Source organism: Motiliproteus sp. MSK22-1 (assembly GCF_001968815.1).
In the GTDB taxonomy this organism is placed as follows: domain Bacteria; phylum Pseudomonadota; class Gammaproteobacteria; order Pseudomonadales; family Balneatricaceae; genus Motiliproteus.
Window position 1 is genome coordinate 68034 of the sequence record NZ_MIEQ01000027.1, and the last position, 22813, is coordinate 90846.

15 protein-coding genes are annotated in these 22813 nt (G+C 48.7%); 5 read left to right on the forward strand and 10 right to left on the reverse strand.

The window, feature by feature from the left end; translation table 11 throughout:
- Window positions 1-3 precede the first annotated feature (3 nt).
- The 4 genes from BGP75_RS06515 to BGP75_RS06530 all read right to left on the reverse strand — a co-directional run bounded on the left by BGP75_RS06515 (window position 4) and on the right by BGP75_RS06530 (window position 6736).
- On the reverse strand, window positions 4-1407 hold the full coding sequence (locus BGP75_RS06515) for a DUF3999 domain-containing protein (protein WP_076716803.1): 1404 nt from the start codon (window positions 1405-1407) through the stop codon (window positions 4-6).
- Window positions 1404-4250 (reverse strand): DUF2339 domain-containing protein, encoded by a 2847-nt coding sequence (locus tag BGP75_RS06520; protein WP_076716806.1) that lies wholly within the window; start codon window positions 4248-4250, stop codon window positions 1404-1406. Before BGP75_RS06520 ends, BGP75_RS06515 begins: the two co-directional genes overlap by 4 nt.
- 319 nt (window positions 4251-4569) lie before the next feature.
- Entirely contained in the window at window positions 4570-5214 is a 645-nt protein-coding gene (locus BGP75_RS06525) for a response regulator transcription factor (RefSeq protein WP_076716809.1), read from the reverse strand.
- A gap of 19 nt (window positions 5215-5233) precedes the next feature.
- Entirely contained in the window at window positions 5234-6736 is a 1503-nt protein-coding gene (locus tag BGP75_RS06530; RefSeq protein WP_076716811.1) for a PAS domain S-box protein, read from the reverse strand.
- A gap of 674 nt (window positions 6737-7410) precedes the next feature.
- Here BGP75_RS06530 and BGP75_RS06535 point away from each other — a divergent pair.
- Both BGP75_RS06535 and BGP75_RS06540 read left to right on the forward strand, forming a co-directional pair.
- Window positions 7411-9066 (forward strand): acyl-CoA synthetase, encoded by a 1656-nt coding sequence (locus BGP75_RS06535; RefSeq protein WP_076716814.1) that lies wholly within the window; start codon window positions 7411-7413, stop codon window positions 9064-9066.
- Window positions 9067-9191: 125 nt separating this feature from the next.
- Complete coding sequence (locus BGP75_RS06540) at window positions 9192-10976, forward strand: acyl-CoA dehydrogenase family protein (RefSeq protein ID WP_076716816.1); 1785 nt, start codon at window positions 9192-9194, stop codon at window positions 10974-10976.
- A gap of 101 nt (window positions 10977-11077) precedes the next feature.
- On the opposite strand, the gene BGP75_RS06545 is transcribed toward BGP75_RS06540, so the two are convergent.
- The 3 genes from BGP75_RS06545 to BGP75_RS06555 form a co-directional block, all read right to left on the reverse strand.
- Entirely contained in the window at window positions 11078-12358 is a 1281-nt protein-coding gene (locus BGP75_RS06545) for a glycine betaine/L-proline ABC transporter ATP-binding protein (RefSeq protein WP_083704662.1), read from the reverse strand.
- Window positions 12351-13250 carry a proline/glycine betaine ABC transporter permease gene (locus BGP75_RS06550; RefSeq protein ID WP_076716818.1) on the reverse strand — a complete coding sequence of 300 codons (900 nt, stop codon included), beginning with the start codon at window positions 13248-13250 and terminating at the stop codon, window positions 12351-12353. The genes BGP75_RS06545 and BGP75_RS06550 overlap by 8 nt, the downstream gene beginning before the upstream one ends.
- 176 nt (window positions 13251-13426) lie before the next feature.
- Window positions 13427-14434, reverse strand: coding sequence for an ABC transporter substrate-binding protein (locus BGP75_RS06555; RefSeq protein WP_076716821.1), 1008 nt, complete (start codon window positions 14432-14434; stop codon window positions 13427-13429).
- 330 nt (window positions 14435-14764) lie between these two features.
- Between BGP75_RS06555 and BGP75_RS06560 the strand changes: the two genes are divergently transcribed.
- Window positions 14765-15622, forward strand: a complete 858-nt coding sequence (locus BGP75_RS06560; RefSeq protein WP_076716823.1) for an ABC transporter substrate-binding protein — start codon at window positions 14765-14767, stop codon at window positions 15620-15622.
- Window positions 15623-15826: 204 nt separating this feature from the next.
- Here BGP75_RS06560 and BGP75_RS06565 read toward each other — a convergent pair whose 3' ends face one another.
- The 3 genes from BGP75_RS06565 to doeA all read right to left on the reverse strand — a co-directional run bounded on the left by BGP75_RS06565 (window position 15827) and on the right by doeA (window position 19669).
- Window positions 15827-17323 (reverse strand): aspartate aminotransferase family protein, encoded by a 1497-nt coding sequence (locus tag BGP75_RS06565; RefSeq protein ID WP_083704663.1) that lies wholly within the window; start codon window positions 17321-17323, stop codon window positions 15827-15829.
- Window positions 17324-17374: 51 nt separating this feature from the next.
- Complete coding sequence (doeB, locus tag BGP75_RS06570; RefSeq protein WP_076717606.1) at window positions 17375-18415, reverse strand: N(2)-acetyl-L-2,4-diaminobutanoate deacetylase DoeB; 1041 nt, start codon at window positions 18413-18415, stop codon at window positions 17375-17377.
- Between the two features lie 66 nt (window positions 18416-18481).
- Window positions 18482-19669 carry an ectoine hydrolase DoeA gene (doeA, locus tag BGP75_RS06575; RefSeq protein ID WP_076716825.1) on the reverse strand — a complete coding sequence of 396 codons (1188 nt, stop codon included), beginning with the start codon at window positions 19667-19669 and terminating at the stop codon, window positions 18482-18484.
- A gap of 132 nt (window positions 19670-19801) precedes the next feature.
- On the opposite strand from doeA, the gene BGP75_RS06580 reads away from it, so the two are divergent.
- Window positions 19802-21202: a PLP-dependent aminotransferase family protein gene (locus tag BGP75_RS06580; RefSeq protein ID WP_198939286.1), complete on the forward strand. Its 1401-nt coding sequence runs from the start codon at window positions 19802-19804 to the stop codon at window positions 21200-21202.
- Between the two features lie 180 nt (window positions 21203-21382).
- A complete protein-coding gene (locus tag BGP75_RS06585; RefSeq protein WP_076716827.1) occupies window positions 21383-22558 on the forward strand; it encodes a cupin domain-containing protein in 1176 nt (391 codons plus the stop codon).
- The last annotated feature ends 255 nt before the right edge of the window (window positions 22559-22813 follow it).

Sequence of the window (22813 nt, forward strand, 5' to 3'; positions counted from 1 at the left end):
GATTCAGGGAGCCGGGTTATTATCACCTTGTCGCATCTGCCGTAATGTTGACCAAGCCATTGCCACTAACAGGAGTGCTGACAAGATCAACACGCCCCACAGCATCACTTGTTTCCAGTCCACTTCTCTGGTTTTTGAAAGAGCCTCTTCTCCTTTTAGTTCGTACTGCTCGCCCGGTTGAACCTGCTGGTTGACTAGCGCTGTTTGCTGATTATGAGCGAAAACATGCAGTCCGGATCCTGTGATAAGACCTGCTTTACCACTACCATACGCCAGCACAAAAGGACCATCGCCCCGGGCAGAGTACAATAGCTGGTGAGGGCTCCAGTGCCAGACCAGTTTTGGCGGGCTGGAACCAAAGCCTCCGGTTGAACTTTGAGTTACCAGCTTCCAGTAGCGATCGGTTTCCTGGTTCAGGTGTAACTTTGTCCGCCGCAGAACAGCGCCATCTGCTGTCAGGTTATATATCATTCCAGAACTCCGGTATTGCCAGGGGCTTTTATGATCAAACCGAGAATAGAGCCTGGCCTTAACAAAGGTGTTCTGCTCGCTGGGTAATACCTCTAATTCGGCAGCCGGGAAGGGGCCTGGTAGTTCGAACAGCAGTTCGTCGGTTGATTTGTCCTTTGCCCCCGCATTTTGCACAACCTCCTGTATCGAAAGCTGCTGTCGCTTGCCTTTTTCATTTTGATCAATAGGGGTCATCCATGCTGATCTCAGTTGAATTATTTCACTCCCCTTTACAGGACTTAATCGGAGATAGCGTGAAGAGGTATCAGCTAATGAAATACTATTCTGCAGTAGCCGGTTACCATTGAAATGCAGGTCGGTCACAACTGCGTCATCGTTAAGAACCGTCCAGTTTTCAAGGTCATTACTTAGCTCTACCTTAAGTCGGTGTACTCGGCCTTGGCTGGATTCCTGCCAATCCAATTGCAAACTGGCCGCTCTGGGATGTGGCGTCGAATCCCAGAGTTGAATAAGGTATCCATACAGAATCTCATTTTGTTTTGGTACTTGTTCGGAAGCTGTTATGCCCATGTACCCATTATTGATACGCTGACTAAGGTTAAGAGAAATCGCTTTGATACTCGTTGTTTGACTGCCATACAGCGGAAATAGCTGTACCGTTTGACGAGATGACTCTTTAAGTTGTTGAAGTGGAGTCAGTTTTAGCTCATAAGGTACCATCTGACCCTGGCCATTAAAGACTCTAAGGTCCCCCAGGTCATGCCGGGTAACACCCTGATAGACTGTTTGCGGGATTGATAGCTGGTAAAAGGCACTTGTGCTGCTGGTGTTCAGTTTCATTCCCCAGGCGAAATCTTCAGGTTCAAATATCTTTTCTTGTGCGTGGGCCGATCCGGTTAAGAGAAATAGCAAAGTTAACCTGTAAATAAATCTCATACTTCGGCCTCTTCTGCTCGGTTATCCGCCTTCTCTTGCCTGGGATTTTGATCACGGGGTGGTGCCGGTGAAAAATATCCCACCACAAGCAGTAGCAGACCTACACCTATAAAGGAAACTATCCGGGCGACGGTACCGCTGTTGGATAAGTCTACAAGGAACAGTTTCGCAACAACAAGAACCATCATTGCGGCACCGACCAGCCAGAGTGTTCGATACTTAAATCGGGTACCGCCAAGCATGCAGATCAGTCCTATGCTTCCCCAAAGCACAGCAATTGAGGCTTGAAATGTTTGAGAGTTGAATAAGGCATGAGAATTGAAAGCAATACCGCTCCAGTGATGCACTGTGCGAGCGACAATACCGTTAAGCAGTAGAAATAATGCGCCACCCAGTATAGCCAGATAAAGTTGCCGACTAAGCCCTCTGGCATTGAGTTGCTCTTTGCTATGCTGCCACCACTTGAACAGAACCAAGATGCTGAACAATAGAGTCAGATCCAACGGATTAACCACCGGTATAAACTGGAGTGGCCAGGGGCTGCCAGGATAAACCGCATTCGCCAACATTGTCCAGATCAGTAAGTACACTGCGATGGGCGCTACCACCAGGAAGCTATAAAGCTCATTATAACGGACTACCGGCCAATCCAGTCGCTTACCCAGGGTAAATAAACAAAGTATCATCAGCGCCGGTACCAATCCAAACGGGATTGCTTCCCATGTGCTCGCACCCTCTATCAGTTGCTCTATCTGCCAGATGGTTTCGGTGGTTATCAGGAAAGTCAGTAACCAGTAGCTCAGGCCATGGGATAATCGAAACCACAAAGCCTCTGGATTATCATAATGATGCAGTATCCAGTACTGGGCCGTTAATGCCATGAACCACCCCAAAGCTAACCAGCCAACAAAAGGATGGGATTCGTCTACCATCACGCCCAGGGCGGCCAAAGTCAGTGCCGGCAGTAGAGCAAGTCCTAGCCACTGTAAATGAGTCCAGGATAGCCGGGTTTTGAGAATCTGTGCGACTACGCCGGTTACCGCCAGAACAGCTAACAGCCAGGCCCACTCGGTCGAACTTGAGGCAAAGTCATCTATTTCCCGAACAACGCCAAATAACCACCAGAGGATGCCCCAGATGAGCAGCAGAACAGGTAGGCGTCTTTCTAAAGAATGTACCTTATCCCGGTGACGATTAATGTAAAAACCACTGAATAGCCCCGAAAAAGCTATTATCGTTGTACCGAGAAACAGGCTGTTCAGTAGTGGCATGTCCCAGTTAATACGGTGCATGTCCTCGATATAGAGTAATGCCCCTAACAGCTGTAATGCACTCCCGAACAATCGAGGTACCAATCGGTTTTGACGTAGCCCGACCCAAACCATCGCTGCCCCTTCCAGCGCCCAGAATGCAGCACTGAGCCGTCCTTCTAAGGCAAAGGGAACTGCCAGCGTTGCAAATACGACTCCTGTCGATAGAAAACTCTCTGACAGCAGCCGTAATGGCACCCCTCCACGGCGAAACAGGATTATAGCCAGTAGGATATAAAAGGCTCCCAAGGTGATGGAACTGAATGCCAGACCGTATTCATAATCTTTGATTAACATTGCCTGTAGACCTGCCGCGGCAAGTGGCACGCCAAATACCAGCGTACCATCGACCATTCCTTTAAGGTTGGGCGGTTGCCGCAGGGCAAAAAGAACAGCGATTGCAGTGTAAAGCAGAAAGAATGCAACTAAGAAAGGTTCCGTACTGGCAAAGAATGAGGGCTGGTAATATTGAAAGCCCCAGAGCGATCCTATAACAAAGGTAAAGCCGAAACCGACCAGGTTTAAAACCCGCCAGGCTCGAAACCAGGCAATTGCCAGAACACCGCCGTTGAGTAAAAGGTAGTAGCTGAACAGTGCGACGTGGCTTCCTTCGCCGGTGGAGGTCAGAATGGGAGCCATAAAGCCGCCAGCGGTTGCCAGAACGGCTAATGATCTGGCGTTTTGTAACAGCGCTAATGCTGCGGAAAAGGCTACAAATAACAGCATTAACACCAATGCTAAGGTTGCTGGTAAAACGGTGTAAAGTCGCAACGCAGCAAAGACAGTCAGGTAGAGAACGCCGACGGCTCCTCCTTGCAGGGCCAGCGCATAGGTCTGCTGTTGATTACGAAGGCGCCAGCCTAACAGCAACATGATAATACCGCCAACAGCAACCCCTGCCAGTCTGAATTCTATGGGCAGCATGCTGTTTTCAGCGGCAAATTTAAGCAGGAATCCAACACCAAAAAACAGCACAATCACACCTACACGAACAATCAGGTTGCCGCTGGTGAAGTAGTCCTTTACCCGTACTGCTAATTTACTGATCATCCCATCCAGTGCTGAAACTGTCTTGTGGCCAGAGGTTGCGCTCCATTGATCGGAAACTGATTCTGTCTCCGAACGGGCATTGGTTACTTTGTCTGAATCTTCGTTAAAAGATGCATCAGCTGCCTGATGAATTGGTTGGAAATCCAGCTTGTCGTTACTATCAGTATCGTCTGTTTTGGCTGCTGATGATGAAGAGGGGGGATCAGCAGGCGTTGCTATCGATATGTCCCGAGTCGTTCGCTGTGTTTTGTTATCCGCCTTTGCCATTGCTATGTCGGACTGCTGAACCGTTGACAAAGCTTGAGACAACCTGGCATAACTTTCGCCAAGCTCAGATATTTTTGATTCCAGTTGTTGAAGTCGCCGTTTCTGCTGAAACATTGTTCCCAGCAAAAAACCGAGGACAAGGCCAAATATCGTACCTTCTATCCCGAACACTCCGGCAGCTAGCAGACCGCCTAACACAGCGAGAATATAGGCCATACCTGTTCCCTCATAATTTAATCCTCTCGGTATTCAACCAGCCAAATAGTGTCAGGTCAAAAAAGAGAAGATCTATAGGCATAAAAGCAGTGAAAGAGTGGCATATAGATCTCCAGTGATGAACAATTGGTTACCGACAGCAAAAAATAAAGACTGGGGTGATAAGTGGTATATGGCTAGCCTTCAGGTCTTATTTTACGAGACTTTAGAAAACAGGACTCGAATAGAGCGTATAAGCGGACGGGCGGAATCGGATAAGATTGTTCCTTGTTGAGATAAAAAGAGGCAGAAATCGCCAAGTCAGCTATCAATCGCTAAGTCAGCTATCCGTATTGTGAATAATCTGCGCCTGATTGACCAACTCCGGTAGACTTTTAGCGTTCATCTTAGACATGACCCGAGCCCGGTGCACTTCCACTGTCTTCGGGCTGATATCCAGTGTTTCAGCTATCACCTTATTTGCCATGCCCTCTACAACCAGATTCATGACCTGCTTTTCTCGTTTGCTCAGGGTATCGTAGTAGCCCAAAACCTTGATTTCCTGTTGGGCGGCGTTTTGCCATTGTTCTGACAGCTTCAGTGCGCGGGAAACCTGGTTGAGCAGTACCTGATCATCAAACGGCTTTTCGACAAAATCCATAGCACCGTTCTTGATGGCTGTTACAGCCATCGGAATATCACCGTGACCGGTAATGACAATAATGGGGAGACGAAAGCGGCGTTTGTTTAGTTCTTGTTGTAATGCCAGGCCGTTAATGCCGGGCATTCTGATATCCAATAGCAGGCAACCCGGTTCTCCTTGATAGGATTCAAGAAACTGCTCTCCAGATGAAAAGCTTCTGATCTGATAATCAGGAGAATCCAGTAACCAGGTCAGGGAGTCGCGAAAGGCATCATCATCGTCGACTACAAAAACATTGTTGCTTGCACTGGACTTTGTAACTGAATTAGTGGCTGTCGTCATGTATGTACCTAGAGGAATACTAATTTGTACCCAGGGGAAGCCGTATCGTGAAGGTGGTCGTTGAACGACCGTCGGACTCTGCCCAAAGGCGCCCCCCATGTGCCTCAATTATTGTTCTTGAAATTGATAGACCCATACCGAGACCATTCTCTTTGGTAGTAAAGAATGGCTCAAACAGGTTTTCAAGTTGCTGACTCGAAATGCCTGATCCCTGATCCTGGATCAGTATTCTCATCTGTCCATCTTTTTGCCGAGTTTGTATTGTAATGGTTTTTACCGGCTGATCAGAGTGTTTATAGGATTCTATAGCATTGCGCAGCAGGTTCAGGATGACCTGTTCTATCTGAACTTTGTCTGCATGTATCCGCGGGTTGTTATCATCGAAACGGAAAATAAAGCGAATACCGGCGTTTTGAGCTTCCTGTTCGAGAAATTGAGATATCTCCTCGCACACGTCATTAATCTGGAATTCCATCCGCTGGTACTCTGTTTTCTTTACAAAGCTGCGAAGTCGTTTGATGATGTCAGCAGCTCTTACCGCCTGCCGAGCGATCAGTTCCAGTGCTTTTTTGATATCCTCCACACGGGCCATGCTGCCGTCTTCGATACGACGCAGTGAGCCGCGACTGTAGTTGAGGATCGCGGCCAGAGGCTGATTTATTTCATGAGCGAGTCCTGAAGCCATTTCACCGACTGACAGCAGTCTTGAGATATGAGCCATTTCCAGCTGGTGCTGCATTGATTCTTCTTCAGCTTTTTTGTAGTCAGTGATATCACGACCAATGATCGAAAAATACTGTAAATCACCCTCCTCAGACTTATGGGCGATGATTTGCTGAATCACGGCGATACGGTCTTCCATCGAGTCGGGCTTTAAGGGGATTTCTCCTCGCCAGTTACCTGTTTTCATGACCTGGGGGAATAGTTTTTCCTGCATTACATGATAGGTCTCTCGGGAAACAAGCTCATCAAGATGTAATGTCGGGAAACGGCCCTTATCAATATTCATGGTTTTTTGGGCGGCTTCATTGAGATAGTTGATCTGGTGATCTTCGGTACTGAACATTACCAGGTCTGAAGAGGCCTCTACCACCCGTGCCAGCCGGGTCATGGTGTGCTCGGTCTGCACGCGCTCGGTAACATCCCTGGAAACACAGATAATCTCTTCCATGTTTCCTGTTTCTGGATTGCGAATAGAGCGACTGGTGGTTTCTAGCCATACATAGCTGCCGCTTTTGCATTTGAATCGATAAGTACTGGTATAGACGCCTTCTCTGTAGGTTACTCCACTATCTCGGTTTGCCCAGGTGTTGGCATCTTCAGGATGAAACAAATCATAAGCGGGTATGCCGATAATTTCTTCAGGCGCGTAGCCAAGAATTTTCTCCACGGCCGGGTTGACGTCAATAAAGCTGAAGTCTTCCGGAGCATGTCTGGAGATAAGATCTGGAGACTTTTCGGCAAGTTGCCGGTAACGGTCCAGTGGTGTGTAGTCATCTTGCTGAAGCATTGAGTCAGGCATGTATCGGGGAACCTGCGAATAAGTGCATTAATTTCTCTGCGGGCTGTTTGGGCTTTCAGGAGACCGGATCCCTATCGCAGCAAGGTTCGATAGACCTGAATATCGCTGTCGTTGTTGCCTTGATCTCTAGTCACTCGTAGCGCCACAGGTTCTGAGGACTTGTTCGTAACTCCCTTGGTTCTGGGTTTATTCATGGCTGCTGTTACCAAACACTTTGGCCACCTGATGTCGTGGATATCAGCCGGCGTAAGGCATATCAATAGCGGCAAATATAATTTTTATGACTTTTGAAACGGTTGTTAGTTGATATGTTCCTATTGTCGGGGGTTCAGGCGACGCTGTCCAGTTTCTCAGGACTCAGGTCAGAATAGAATGGCTATATTTAACAACTTACGTGACTTAGTTCAGTTATATCGGTGTCTGTTTTAATCATTAATGGGTGCCTGTATTAGCAATTAGTCGTATTAGATCGGTGTTTTTCCAAAGTTACATTGTTTTTTATAGGGGAAAACCCGTATTATGGTTCCGGCGATAACTTTAGCATCTATCCTGCTATTGGCTGCATGGGTTTGCCTGTACTCCGATAGGCCATCTGATCGATATTTACTGATGTGCAGTCAGCCAGATTTGAATAAACAGCCAATCAACGTAACGATACATTGAAGGGGACATCAATGCCGCAGTCACCAAGCAATCCCTATGAACAGTACCTGGATCAGAATTCTGCCAATTATGAACCACTCAGCCCGTTGACCTTTCTGGAGCGAGCTGCTTTTGTTTACCCGCAGAAAACAGCGGTCGTTCATGGGGATGTTCGGCGCAACTGGAAGGAAACATACCAGCGTTGTAAGCAACTGGCGAGCGCTCTGAGCAAGAGAGGGGTTGAGGTTGGTGATACCGTCTCTGTATTGGCCCCGAATATCCCTGAACATTTTGAGGCCCACTTTGGTATACCCATGTCCGGGGCTGTGCTTAATTCCATCAATACCAGACTGGATGCTGAAACCGTTGCTTTTATACTCCAGCATGCCGAAACCAAAGTGTTGATTACCGAGCGTGAGTTTTCCGAAGTCGTATCAAAGGCTCTGAAAATGGTTGAAAAGAAACCATTGGTTATTGATATTGATGATCCCAGTTACCTTGATGATCCAAACTATAATGGTGGTGAACTTATTGGTTCCATGACCTATGAGCAACTGCTTGATGAGGGGGATTCCGATTACGATTGGCAGAGACCGGATGATGAGTGGCGTGCCATCAGTCTTAATTATACCTCCGGTACTACGGGTAACCCGAAGGGGGTGGTCTATCACCACCGGGGGGCGTATCTCAATGCCATCAGCAATGTCTTGTCCTGGGATATGGGGCAGCATCCGACTTATCTGTGGACTCTGCCGATGTTTCATTGCAATGGTTGGTGCTTCCCTTGGTCAATTGCCGCCAGTGTCGGTACCAATGTCTGTTTAAGACATGTTCGTGCTGAGCCTATTTATAAACTGATCAAATCAGAGCAGGTTAACCATTTCTGTGGTGCTCCGATTGTCTTGAACATGCTTAATGGAGCATCTGCTGAACTGAAACAGGGGATAAATCATCAGGTTAAAGTAATGACCGCAGGAGCGGCTCCTCCTGCTGCGGTTATCCAGGGGATGGAAGAGATGGGCTTTAAAGTGACCCATGTCTACGGTCTTACGGAAACTTACGGCCCTTCTGTTATTTGCGCTTGGCAGGATGAGTGGAATGATAGTGACGCTGAGCAAAAAGCCAGGTTAAAGGCACGCCAGGGTGTTCGTGCGCCGATGCTGGAAGGTCTGATGGTCGCTGACCCAACAACGTTAGCACCCGTCCCCAAAGATGGCGAAACCATCGGGGAGATTTTCATGCGTGGCAATCTGGTCATGAAGGGCTATCTGAAGAATCCATCCACCACTGATGAGTCTTTTACGGGTGGATGGTTCCATTCCGGCGATTTGGCTGTTTGGCATGAGGATGGTTATGTTGAAATTAAAGACCGATCTAAGGATGTCATCATCTCTGGTGGTGAGAATATCTCCAGTATCGAAGTAGAGGATGTGCTTTATCGTCATCCACAGATTCAGGAAGCCGCTGTGGTAGCCAGACCGGATGATAAATGGGGAGAAACCCCCTGTGCTTTTGTCACACTGGTTGAAGGCGCTGAGCTGACCGAGCAGGATGTGATTGAGTTCTGCCGTAACAATATGGCTCGTTTTAAAGTACCCAAAACTGTGGTTTTTGGCGGCTTGCCAAAGACCTCGACCGGAAAAATTCAGAAGTTTGTGCTGCGCTCTCAGGCGAAAGATCTCGATTAGTGTTCTGGTGATGGAAACGGTTCAGTCTGCTTGCTTCAACTGAACCGTTTTAATCGAACAGCCTAATTGACAGAAAATTACCTAAACCGAATGTGAAGAACGAAAAAGCAAATCAGGACTGACTTATGGCCGAGTATAGAGCCCCACTAAAAGATATGAATTTTGTCCTCCAGCAGCTGGTCGGGATGGATGATATTTCAACACTGCCCGGCTATGAAGAGGCTACGCCTGATATGGTTTCGGCCATTCTCGAAGAGGCGGCAAAGCTAGCGGGGGAGGTTCTTTCGCCACTGAATGTCATTGGAGATCAGCAGGGGGTAGCGCTGAATGAGAACGGTGATGTTCCTACACCTGAAGGCTATAAGGAAGCCTACCAGCAGTTCGTGGAAGGAGGCTGGGGGTCGTTGCAGTTTGATCCTGATCAGGGCGGGCAGGGGATGCCTCTTGTTCTGTCTACTCCGGTGATGGAAATGTGGCAGTCAGCCAACCTGTCCTGGGGACTGTGCCCACTACTGACTCAGGGGGCGATTGAAGCGCTTGATGCCAATGCCAGCGCTGAATTGAAGAACCGCTATATTCCCAAGATGGTCAGTGGTGAATGGACCGGGTCGATGAATCTGACCGAACCGCAGGCAGGTTCGGATCTGGCTGCGATTCGTAGTCGAGCTGAGCCGGAAGGCGATCATTATCGCATTAAAGGCCAAAAGATTTTTATCACCTGGGGTGAACATGATATGGCAGAGAATATCATCCACCTGGTGTTAGCCCGCTTACCGGACGCTCCTCCGGGCGTCCGGGGTATTTCATTATTTGTGGTGCCCAAATACCTGGTTAATAAGGATGGTTCGCTGGCTGAAAAAAATGACTGTGGAGCCGTATCTCTGGAACATAAAATGGGTATTCATTCCAGCCCGACTTGTGTGATGAGCTTTGGAGACCAGCAAGGGGCTGTTGGTTATTTGGTAGGAGAGCCGCATAAAGGCCTTGCCTGCATGTTCACGATGATGAACAACGCTCGTCTCGGGGTTGGGCTTCAGGGCGTTTCATTGTCTGAGCGAGCTTATCAGCTGGCAGTGGATTATGCCCGGGATCGGGTGCAGTGTCCGGCGCCTGGGGACAAAGAAGCCAGTAAAATCATTCGGCATCCTGATGTGCGCCGAATGTTAATGACGATGAGAACTCTGACCGAAGCCGGTCGTGCGCTAACCTATAGTGCCTATGGAAGTCTGGACTATCAGCACCGGGGCACAGCGGAGCAGCAGGCATACCATCAGGCACGAGTAGCCTTGTTGACGCCGATTGTAAAAGGTTGGTGTACCGAGGTTGCCCAGGAAGTAACTTCTCTGGGGGTTCAGGTTCACGGCGGCATGGGCTTTATCGAAGAGACAGGTGCTGCACAGTACTATCGTGATGCGAGAATTCTGACTATTTATGAGGGTACCAGCGGTATTCAAGCGCAGGATCTGGTTGGTCGGAAGACGTTGTTTGACCAGGGGGCGGCGATGGATTGCTTGCTGAATGAAATGCTGGAATCCGTGGAGATAGCGCAACAGGGGTCAGAGCGACTCAAGGCCATTGCAGGGGAGCTGCTATCCGCTATTGAGTCCATGGGGCAAACTCAGGCGTTTCTGCTTAAAGGTGCCAAGGATGATATTAATCTTGCCGGAAGCTTGTCTTTTAACTATATGATGCTTGCCGGAACGGTCTGCGGTGGCTGGCAGATGCTCTGTGGGGCCTCGGCGGCTGAACGGCTGTTGCAACAATCCGGTGCCGATACAGATTTTTGTGATGCGAAGCTGGCAACGGCGGAGTTTTATATGGAGCAGGTTTTACCGCGATATCTAAGCTATGCTGCAGCCGCAACGGGAGGGAGCCGCTCTATCATGGCGATGGATGAATCCCTGTTCTAGATGGATTCATTTTGGGTTCAGGGGCTTTTGTTTCAGAAGCCCCTTTTTTTATGCCTGCTGGTCCAGATGCAAGGACGGTGATTCTGTTACTGTTACTGTTGCTATGCTGCCCGGTGATCGGTGCCGTCACCGAGGACTTCAGCCAGGCTGGCCCTGGACAGTTCCCCTTGCAGTCCGCCATTTTCGTCCACAACCGGTAGTGGACAGTCGGTATCGAGAGTTTCGGGAATAACCGATTCCAGCAGAGCCTCCGGTGAAATTGATGGAATCTCCTCGAGAATCTCAGTATCTAGCCGGTGCCCTCCATCTTTTAGCGCAGCGGCTTCCAGAGAGCGTTGACTGATAACTCCCTGGTAGCCTTCCTCGTTTACATAGAAACCGTAATTTCCCGGTACCTTTTTCATTTGTATCAGTGCTTCGTCGATTGTTTCTGCGCTAATGCGACACAAGGCCGGCTTCATTACGGTTTCTACAGTGAGTGCGCGAGCACGGTTTACATCTCTAACAAATGCCTCCACATAGCTATCGGCAGGTTTTAAGAGGATATCAACCGGGGCTCCTTGCTGTATCAACTCTCCGTCTTTAAGGATTGCAATACGGTCGCCCAGTCGTAGGGCTTCATCTAAATCATGAGTAATAAAAATGATTGTTTTGTGCAGTTTTTCCTGAAGTTCAATCAATTGGTCCTGCATCTCGCTCCTGATTAACGGGTCCAGAGCGGAGAAAGCTTCATCCATTAGCAGAATTTCTGCATCGGTGCACAGAGCGCGGGCCAGTCCCACTCGTTGCTGTTGACCCCCTGAAAGCTGTGAGGGGAACTGCTCTTCATAACCGGACAGGCCGACTGTTTCCAGCCACTGCTGTGCTTTCTCCAGGCGAGTCTGTTTTGCAACGCCTTGAACGGCGAGTCCATAGCTGACGTTTTCTATCACGGTACGATGGGGCATTAATCCAAAGCGCTGAAAAACCATCGACATTTTATGGCGGCGGAACTGTTCAAGCTCTTTGGCAGATAACTGCATAACATCGGTGCCTTCAACGATGATGCGTCCTTCGGTGGGATCTATCAGTCGGTTAAAGTGACGAATAAGTGTCGATTTTCCTGAGCCAGAGAGGCCCATGATGACAAAAATCTCTCCCTTTTGGATATTCAGGTTGATGGCCTTGAGTCCAACGGTATGACCGGTTTCAGCTAATATATCATCCTTGGACTTACCCTCTTTCACCAGAGGCATCACGGTAGATGGAGTATTACCAAAAACCTTATAGAGCGCTTCTATCTGGATAAACGGCTGTTGATCCGGCTGCTCTGCTTGTTTCCGCTTATCAATCGCTTGTTGCTGGGGGTGAGCTGTTTGTTCTTGGATACGAGTATCAGGCATCTTTTGTACCTTGCATATGTTTCTGAGCGCGCTTTGCGTAGGCTTGAGAAACGCGATCGAAGATGATTGCCAGGGCGACTATCGCAAGACCGTTAAATAACCCAAGGGTGAAATACTGATTGGTGATTGATTTCAATACCGGCTGCCCTAGGCCTTTTACCCCGATCATAGAGGCGATTACGACCATTGCCAGAGCCATCATGATGGTTTGATTGATTCCGGCCATTATAGTGGGAGAGGCCAGCGGGAGTTGTACACCAAAAAGGCGCTGCATCGGGCTGGCCCCATAGGCAGTCGCAGCCTCCAGAACCTCCCTGTCGACCAGGCGAATGCCAAGGTTGGTTAACCGGATCACAGGTGGTATGGCGTAGATAACAACCGCGATTACCCCCGGTATCTTACCGATTCCCAATAACATGACTACGGGTATCAGATAAACAAAGGCAGGCATGGTCTGCATGATATCAAGTATCGGTGTGACGATGGCTTGTACTCGGTTTGAGCGGGCCATCATAATGCCAATAGGAATGCCAAGGAAAATAGACAGTAAGGTGCATACCGTGATGATACTCATGGTTCGCATGGTATTTTCCCACATACCGAAATAACCGATAGCCAGGAAAGCAAGTACAACACTTAAGGATAGTTTCCAGGAACGACTGGCCAGATAAACCAAAACCGTTACTGCCAGAATCACCGCCCACCAGGGAGATTGCAGTAATAGTTTTTCAAACCAGATCAGAAAACTGAGTAACGGATCGAAGAAGGATTCAATTAAGTCACCGTAGCTGCGGGAAAACTCGCGGTAGGCGGCGTCCAGTGATTTTCGGATTGCCAATAGATCGGTTCGATCCATTTGCGGGAACTTGGTGAGCCAGGAAGAGTCGGCCATCTAAGCCTCCAGAGCTTGATTACGTCGTTCTGGGTTACGTTATTAAGTATGGCCCCGCTAGTTGCGTACTGCCGATACTTATTTTGCTGGTTCAGCACTTGTGACGAACGACCCAAGCCCCTAACGGGTTTGAGTCGTTCAACAAATACAGCAGCCCTTAGCAGCTGGAATGGAAGTCAGAGGTTATCAAGGGCTGCTTTTACTTTCCCCGCTACCGCATCAGAAACCCAGGGGGACCAGGTGCTCTCGTAGTTTTTCAGAAAATGCTCCATGGCAATGTCACCGTCTGCCTGGTTTTCTTCCATCCATGCAAGCAGTTGATTCATCTGTACATTTTTGAAGGCTCGGGTGCTGAGGTATTTATATGCGCCTGGGGCACGGGAGGCAAAAGCTTCGGTCGTCACAGTATGTACGGGAGAGGGTGGGTACATGGTGGCTTTTGGGGTTTCACAATCGGCTTTACTGGTGCAGGTTAAATAGTGTTCCAGATCTACCCCGGAACCAAAATCTACCTTAACCATCTTATATTTTCCCAGTACAGCGGTGGGCGCCCAATAATACCCGAACCAGGGTTTCTGGCGTTCATAAGCTCGAGCGATGGAACCGGAGAGGCCTGCACTTGAGCCGGGATCAATCAGATCGAATCCTGCTCCTTCCAGGTCCAACGCTTTAAACAGATTTCCACCGGTAATCTGGCAGTTCCAACCCGCCGGGCAACCGATAAAGGCAGAACGGTCAGGGTCTTCTGGGTGTTCAAACAGTTTGGCGTTGGCTATTACGCCCTGGATGGACGCGAGGCTGGGATCTTTATCGACCATATACTGTGGAACCCAGAAACCTTCTTCTCCACCATCAGAAAGTGATTTACCTGCGATTCGTAGCCGTTTTTCGGCTACACCCTTGTCCAGAGCATCTTTCATGGAGTTGCTCCAAAGCTCGGGAGCAATATCTGGTTCACCTTTCTCGATCATCGAGGTTCCTGTTGGCATTGTATCGCCAGGTACCAGTTCAGCATCGCAATCATAACCGTGCTCAAGAATAAAACGGTCAATATTGGCAATCAGGGTGGCCGAGTTCCAGTTCATATCGGCGATAGAAACCTTACCGCAACTCTCCGAGGCAAAGCTGGAAGCGCTGGCGAGTATTAAGGTCACGGCGCTTGCAGCAACAGTGGGTATGCGCATGTGAACATCCTTAGTGAGCGTTTTTGTAATAAAAAATGTTATAACATCAACATCTTACGATTCTGAACCCATTATATCAACCGACCCGCAAGCTGTTCGTACCTGCAACCAAGGCATTTTTAACATTGAATTAATAGACAACGGGGCAGGAGAATCGTCAAGAAGGTGCTGTTAATCCGCTGTTATCAAAGGCGTAGGAGCGCCGCCTTTGCGTACTTGTAGAGGCGTTGGACCCTGACTAAACTTAGAGTAACGGGCGTGGGCCATGGGTGGTTTGCTCCCGTCGCCCTGTAAAGAACAAATATTCACTGTATAGGGTGGGAGTATGCTATGGGGAAGTTGGCACTTATCAGGCTTATCATTGCCTTAGTCGTTTTTATTGCCCCTTTGTTTGCCGCTGCCAAAGAACCATTTACAGTGGATCCTATGATTCATAATCAAGGGCCAACAGTCTACCTTGCTACCTCTGATTTACCCAAGGCTCCCCTGATTTATACCACCGGCGATCAGATTGACTGGAACAAACCCGGCTTGCGAATAGAGCAACTTCGGCTGGTAGCAGACAAATTACAAATTCGTTTTGCTTATGCTCGTTTACCTTGGGTTAGGGCTCTTAAACTTACTGAACGAGGTGTTGCCGATGCCGTTTTTGTTACCGGCTATACTGAAGAACGAGCAGAATGGGGAGCCTATCCTGTTTTGTCTGATGGTGAAGTTAACTTCTCACAAGCGATATCCAGTGTTAGTTATTGGCTGTATTCTCGCCAAGGTAGCGCGGTATCCTGGGATGGAAAGAAACTAGTCGTTAATGAAACCACTGATGCTGGTAAGGTCTCGATTGGAGCCAGTTTTGGTGATATGCAAACCGAGCAGTTGCAGCAACAGGGTTACAGCGTTTTTAACTCCAGAAATAATGAACAGCTGATGAAAATGGTCGAAGGGAAAAGAATTGATGCTGCGGTTTGCTTTCGAGACCTTTGTGACAAAATCATTCTGGCCAATCCTGAGTCTTTTGCTCATGTCCAAAAGCATCCTTTACCCTATCGGCAGTCTAACGGCTATTTAGTCTTTGGTAAAAAATACTACGCCGATAATCAGCCTCAGGTCGATGCCATTTGGGAGGCTCTTCAGCAACTACGGGAAGACGGTTCGATGGAAAGTCTCTACCACAAATGGGGGTGGCGTTGATCCAGTGAATAAGCGCATATCAGGTTGCACTGAGGGTCGACACTCTCAGTGCAACGATTCTGCATTCTGGGTCTGAATTCCAGAGTTGAAGGCTCTGGCTTAAATTCAGAGCCTTTATTGCTCTTATATATTGCTCTTATATGCATTTCTCTTATATGCACTACTCTGTTATATAAAGCTGTGTTATATATTAGTTTGTTGCGGTCATTTGGCAGTCCACTCTCCGGCAGTAATCAGCTTGTCAGTGACTTTATTAATTGCCCGTTCGGCTCGTTCAACGATGGAATCCACTTCGGCCGGGCTGATGACCAGAGGAGGGGCAAAGCCAAGAATGTCCCCTTGCGGCATAGCGCGAGCAATCAGGCCTTCTTCCAGGCAGGCGGCGGCGATCTGGGGACCGACTTTGAGATTTGGATCGAAATGCTCGCGGTTGGTTTTATTGCTTGAAAACTCCAATGCATGTAGCAAGCCTACACCGCGGCTTTCTCCCACAAGCGGGTGATTGGCAAAGGTTTCCTGCATCCGTTGCTGTAAATAAGCACCGGTATCTCGGGCATTTCCGACCAGGTTTTCCCGTTCAATTATATTCAGATTGCATATGGCAGATGCTGCCCCTATCGGATGGCCTGAATAGGTATAACCGTGACCCATTGCACCCCATTGATCGGTACCCTCTTCCAGTACATTCCATACTTTTTCGCCGACGATGACACCTGACAGTGGTTGGTAGGCTGAGGTCAGGCCTTTCGCTATTGTCATCAGGTCGGGTTTCATATCGTAGTGAATGGAACCAAAGTCAGATCCCAGTCGACCGAACCCACATACCACCTCATCGGCAATCAGCAATACATCGTATTTGTCCAGAACCTTACGAATTTCAGCCCAGTAGCCTTCTGGTGGAGGAATAATTCCACCAGTTCCCAGTACCGGCTCGCCAATCATTGCTGCAACGGTTTCTGGCCCCTCTGCCAGTATCATCTCTTCTAACTTTGCTGCGCAGTGTCTGGAAAACTCCAACTCGCTCATATTATCGTCTTCACGACGATAATAGTGAGGTGCGATGGTGTGTTTGATACGATCCAGAGGGAGGTCAAAATAGTTGTGAAATAAGGGCAAACCGGTCATTGAGCCTGAAGCAATGCTGGAGCCGTGATAGCCGCGGTCTCTGGATATGATCTTTTTCTTCTCTGGCAGGCCTCGGGCATTGTTGTAATACCAGACCAGTTTAAGTTGGGTTTCGTTTGCATCGCTACCGGACATGCCGTAGTAAACTTTGCTCATCCCCACCGGCGCCATGTTGATAATCCGCTCGGACAGTTCGACCAATGCTTCGTTAGTGTGGCCGACGTAAGTGTGGTAGTAAGCTAATTTCTTGGCTTGCTCATAGATTGCTTCCGCCATTTCGGTACGGCCATAACCGATATTGACACAATACAGGCCAGCAAAGGCATCAATTAGTTCAGTACCTTCGGAATCCCTGATGCGGATACCACTGCCACCGGTGATGATTCGTCCGGGTAGCTCTCCTGTAGCGTATTGTTTAAGGTGAGTGGAGGAATGAAAAACGTTGTTTCGATCAATCTCCAGGATTTTTTGAGTGTCAACCTTATTGCAGGCATCAGGGGATTGGTTGATACCGAGCGTATCACTGCTGTTAACTGCATCACTGTTATTAACTGTATCACTGCTATCAGAAGTCATTATCTGTTTCTCCATGGCGTATCTGTTCAGGTAGTCATCGGTTCTCGGGTTTCAAATAGGCTCACTTTGCAGGCAAGCACTGTTCAGGTCTGTGGCAATTACTGCAAAGGTATCCCCCATGCTTATCAAGGCCGGGTGCCGTCGTGCTGCCAGCACTCCCCCTCGTTTCGAAAAGTACTCTTTGGGTCGCTCTCCTGTGCGTTCCAGGGTATGAATCCGTGCAATCAGATCTCCTTTACGTATTTTGTCTCCGAGTGAAACGCACATCTCAAGCACTCCCTGGTGTTCGCTGAGCAGGTAGCAGCTTGCGTCTGGTATATCGAGTATTCGGGTTACTGGGGGAAGGTGGTATTCACCCTTGGTGATACCGGCGAAGATCAGAAAATTGCGGATTCCCCGATCAGCCATAGCAACTGTTTCGGGCGTACTGGTACCGCCACCACAGAGTTCCGTGGTGACAAAGACCTTACCCTGGTTTTCTACCGCTGTGTCGTACAGGGACGATGCATCCAGTTCAAACAGTGTCAGCGCATCAGGGGCGCCGAAAAGTTTGGCCCCTTCGATACAAGCGGCTTCTTGCGCGCTGTCCGGTAATCTGTGGGCAGCGGCAAAAGGGATGATATCCAGCGTTTTTCCCCCGGAGTGTATATCCAGAGCATAGTCACAAAGCGGAACAAGATAGCGAGTAAAATAGTCGGCAATACGTTCAGTGATGCTGCCCTGCGGATCGCCAGGAAAAGAGCGGTTCATATTGCCCTGATCTATTGGTGATGTTCTGCTACCGTTCAGCACAGCGGGGTAATTCATAGCCGGTACAATAATGACTCGTCCGTTGATCTGGTCTGCTTCTAACTCATTGGCAAGTTTCAGTAATCCGGTTATACCTTCATATTCATCCCCATGATTGCCTCCACTGAGCAGCGCCGTAGGGCCTTTACCATTTTTGACTACGGTGATTGGGATCATAATGCAGCCCCAGGCCGAATCGTCGTGAGAGTGCGGTAGCTTCAGGAACCCATGTTGTTTCCCGTCAAGGTTGAAATCGACGGTAGGGGTTATTGTTGTAGCAGGCGTCGTCGTTGCAGTGTTCATTATCGCGTCTGTATTGATAGTCTTTTGCATGACTGCATAACCTTTATCGATCCGTGTTTTTTATCTTCAGTTCTTTACAAAAAGTTTGCGGGGATAGTTACAGAGGGGTTCTGCACCCGTATCGGTGATGACAATGCTCTCGGTTGTCTCTATACCCCAGTCATCCAGCCACAGGCCTGGCATAAAGTGGAATGTCATTCCGGGTTTGATAATCGTCTTATCAGATCCTCGCAGGCTCATCGTGCGTTCACCCCAGTCAGGGGGGTAACTCAGACCGATAGGGTAACCACAGCGGGTAGCACCGCGATCAAACCCGAATTTGATCAGTGCGTCGTTCAGTGCATCTGCAATGTCGGCGCAGCGATTGCCAGGCTTTGCCGCCGCAAGTCCCGCTTCCAATCCTTCATTCAAAGCCTCTTCCGCGCGACGGAAATCAGCTGTCGGTTCACCGAGAAATAGGGTTCGGGACAGGGGGCAGTGATAACGCTTATGGCATCCTGCCAACTCAAAGAAGGTGCCTTCATTGTTTTTGAACGGGGTATCATCCCAGGTCAGATGGGGGGCCGATGCATCTTTACCGGAGGGTAGCATCGGGACGATGGCCGGGTAGTCGCCGAAATGGCCATCGTGGCCTGCCATGGCAACTTTGTAGATCTCTCCGACCAGCTTGTTTTTCGGCAAGCCTGGTTCAATCATTTCCAGAACGGCACGGTGCATGTTTTCGACAATACGGGCTGCTATTCGCATGTAGTTGATTTCCCGGTCGGATTTAACCGCTCTGCACCAGTTCACCAATCCCGTGGTATCGCTTAACTCAGCTTTTGGCAGGTTATCTTTCAGAGAAAGGTAAGCCGTAGGGCTGAAATAGTAGTTGTCCATTTCCACACCAATCTGGCCACGGTTCCAGCCTCTTTGACTAAGAATCCGGTTAGCCAGGTGCTCCATCGCATGATGAGGGGGATTCATAACGTAATGATCCGGGTAGCTGAGAATGTTTTCTTCTTCCATATAAACCCTGCGACGGGCTCCATTACTATCCATCTGACGGCCGTACCATACAGGGGCTCCGTCGGGACCAACGATGACTGCCTGAGGTGTGTAGAATGACCAGCCATCATAGCCTGTCAGCCAGGCCATATTTGAAGGGTCATGCACGATCAGGGTATCGATCTGGTGTTGGGCCATTGCCTCTCGAACCTTACCGAGTCTTAAGGCAAATTCCTCCCGGGAGAAATTCAATACACTGTCATCCATTTTTGTTGTCCTGCATTGGAAACTCTGTGTTGAGCGCTTTTGTAGCAAGTGCTGATGTATTGTCCTAATATAGAGAGATGTTTTATCAGTACACACCAATACAATATTTCAGGTCAATAAATTCTTTGTACTATGACAATTAATCTAAAACCGTTAATGACCGCAGGAATTCCCAAATATCTGGCTATTTCTGAGGCACTGGAGAAAGCAATTGCCAGTGGTGATCTGCCTTCCGGGGCTCGATTGCCCACTCATCGGGAGCTGGCAGAACAGCTGGAAGTCAGCGTACAGACAGTGAGTAATGCTTATGCCTATGCAGAGAAAAAAGGTTTTGTCCGCGCCTGGGTCGGTAGTGGCACTTTTGTAAACAGTTATGAGGTAGAGCAGGAAACAGAGTTTTTGTTAGTGGAAGACAAGGATACTGAAGGGCGGGCAATCGATTTGTCTATTGCTCATCCTGTATGCACTGCTCAGCACTCCCAGCTTTTCAAAGAAGCTCTGCTGAAAATGGCGCAAAGTGATACCGATGCGTTGATTCGTGCAGCCAGGCCGGTTCAGGGACAAAAACACCATGTGGAAGCGGCTGCTAAATGGCTGGAGAGCCAGAAAATTCCTGTGGAAACGGACCGTATTGTTCTCTGCAACGGCGCTTCTCACGGGTTAATGCTGGCGTTGGGAACCGTGGTACAACCGGGTGATCTGGTAGCCTGTGAAAACCTGGTTGACCATGGGCTTATAGCCCGTTCAAACATATTGAAGTTTAAGCTGTGCGGGTTGGCGACGGATCACGAAGGGATTATTCCTGAAGCCTTTGAGGAGGCATGTAAACAGAAGGTCATTAAAGTACTTTGTTGTACGCCGAGTATGAGTAACCCCACCAGTTCACATATGAGTTTAACGCGTCGACAGCACATTGCTGATATTGCTCGCAAGCACCGGGTACTGGTGATCGAAGATGATGTATATGGCGCCCTGGAGCCTGATAGAACTCCGCCGTTGTCCAGTTTTCTTCCGGATCAGGCGTTTTACATTACCAGTCTGACCAAAACTGTGGCACCGGGTATGCGGACCGGCTTTATGGTGGCACCACGGCATCTTTTGCAACATACCATCAGTCGCCTGGCTGCAACCAGCTGGATGGCAACACCGATGCCATTTGAAATTGCCTCTCTCTGGATTAACGATGGAACTCTGAAGCGACTGATTGAATTTGAACAGCAGGAATTTTCTGCCAGACAGCGTCTGGCCAGAAAGGTTTTGGCAGGGTTCGAGTATGACTACCATCCCAATGGAATGCATATCTGGTTGCACCTGCCGGAAGGCTGGGGGGCGGATAAGCTGGTGGCAACTGCCCAGAAGGGTAATCTGCTAGTCACGGGTTATCAGCCTTTTGTCGTGGATCAGACGCAGCGTCTGAATCGTATCAGAATCAGTCTGGGTATGGAGTGTAGCCGTTACCGTATTAAATATGGTTTGAAACTACTGGCGGAGATTCTCGGCTCAACACCACCTCCCACCCATTTTCTGGTATGAGCTGAAAAACAGAACAGGTTGTTGTTTCCGGCAACAGCCGAGGCTCACCTAATTTTGGCAACCTGAAGCTCAAGCGATTTTTTACAGATTGGTGAATACAAATCAGGCTATCTGTTGACCGGGGCAATCAGTATAATGCGCCGATAAACAGCCTGATAAACTTTGAGACCTGGACTCCCAATGCCAACCCCCCCTCCTTTAAGTCACCTTGGCGATATGCCAATCGAAACCTTCATCTCCGAATACTGGCACAAAAAACCACTGTTGATCCGTCAGGCATTTACTGATTTTGAAGCGCCGGTAACTCCTGATGAATTGGCTGGTCTGGCCTGTGAATCAGAAGTTGAGTCAAGATTGTTAATTGAGACACCGGAAACGGGTGACTGGCAGCTAAAGCACGGACCTTTTGAGGAGAGCCTTTTTTCTGAGTTACCTCAGGATCACTGGACTTTATTGGTGCAGGGAGTGGACCACTGGGTGCCGGAGGCCGCAGATCTTGTTGAACAATTCCGTTTTATTCCCAGTTGGCGACTGGATGATCTGATGGTCAGTTATGCTGCACCGGGCGGGGGAGTAGGGCCGCACTATGACAACTATGATGTTTTCCTGTTACAGGCGGCTGGACAGCGCCGGTGGGAGATTGGTGGACTCTATGATCAGGATAGTGAGTTTTTGCCTGGCAAACCGGTACGTATTTTAAGTCAGTGGCAGCCAGAGCAAAGCTGGGTTCTTAACCCTGGAGATATGCTGTATCTGCCTCCTCGTGTTGGTCATAACGGAGTGGCCGTCAGCGATGATTGTGTAACCTATTCAGTGGGTTATCGGGCGCCACAAAACGGCGATATGCTTATGCATTTCGCAAATTTTTGTGGCTGGCAGCTAAAAGATACTGATCGTTACTCGGATCCTGATTTAAGCCTGCGCAACAGCTCAGGAGAAATTTGTAATTCAGATTTGCAGCGAGTGCAGTCTATGTTCCGTGAATTTGTGGAGGATCGTGAAAATCTGGCTCGCTGGTTTGGACGCTTTGTTACCGAACCTAAGTATCCTGAAAATCAGCAAGAGGCTACGCCGGAGGATTCAGGTGATCCTGTTGAAGAACTGAAAATGCAACCAGATGGAATACTAAGACGGGGAGAGGGAATTCGCTTTGCTTATAGTTTGAGTGGTGGGCTACTGCAATTGTTTGTTCACGGCCATAGTTTTAACTGTCCTTTGGAAATGCGCCCGTTAGTGGAGCTTCTTTGTGACCAGAACGAAATGTCTGTAGCGCAAATATTGCCTTGGGCCGATGATCCGGATGGGGCGGCGGTTTTGGAAAAGCTACTGTTTTCTGAGTACCTTTACGTTCTTTAATATCTGCACAATATTTAATATCCATGCAATGATGAAGTATTTGCGAAAATGCCCATATATCGGCATATGATGCGAATCAGCTGATAACGGATTAACGGTATGATCGACTTTCAGAGAGATTGCTGTTTGACACCAGTTATTTCGGTGCTAACGATTTCGACAGGCAATAGCAACCTGTAGATATCTCTCTGAAAGCCCGGGTCTTAAGAGACTGATTGGTTGAGTGTTCAGCTTTCTCTTAAGGTTATTGTTGCT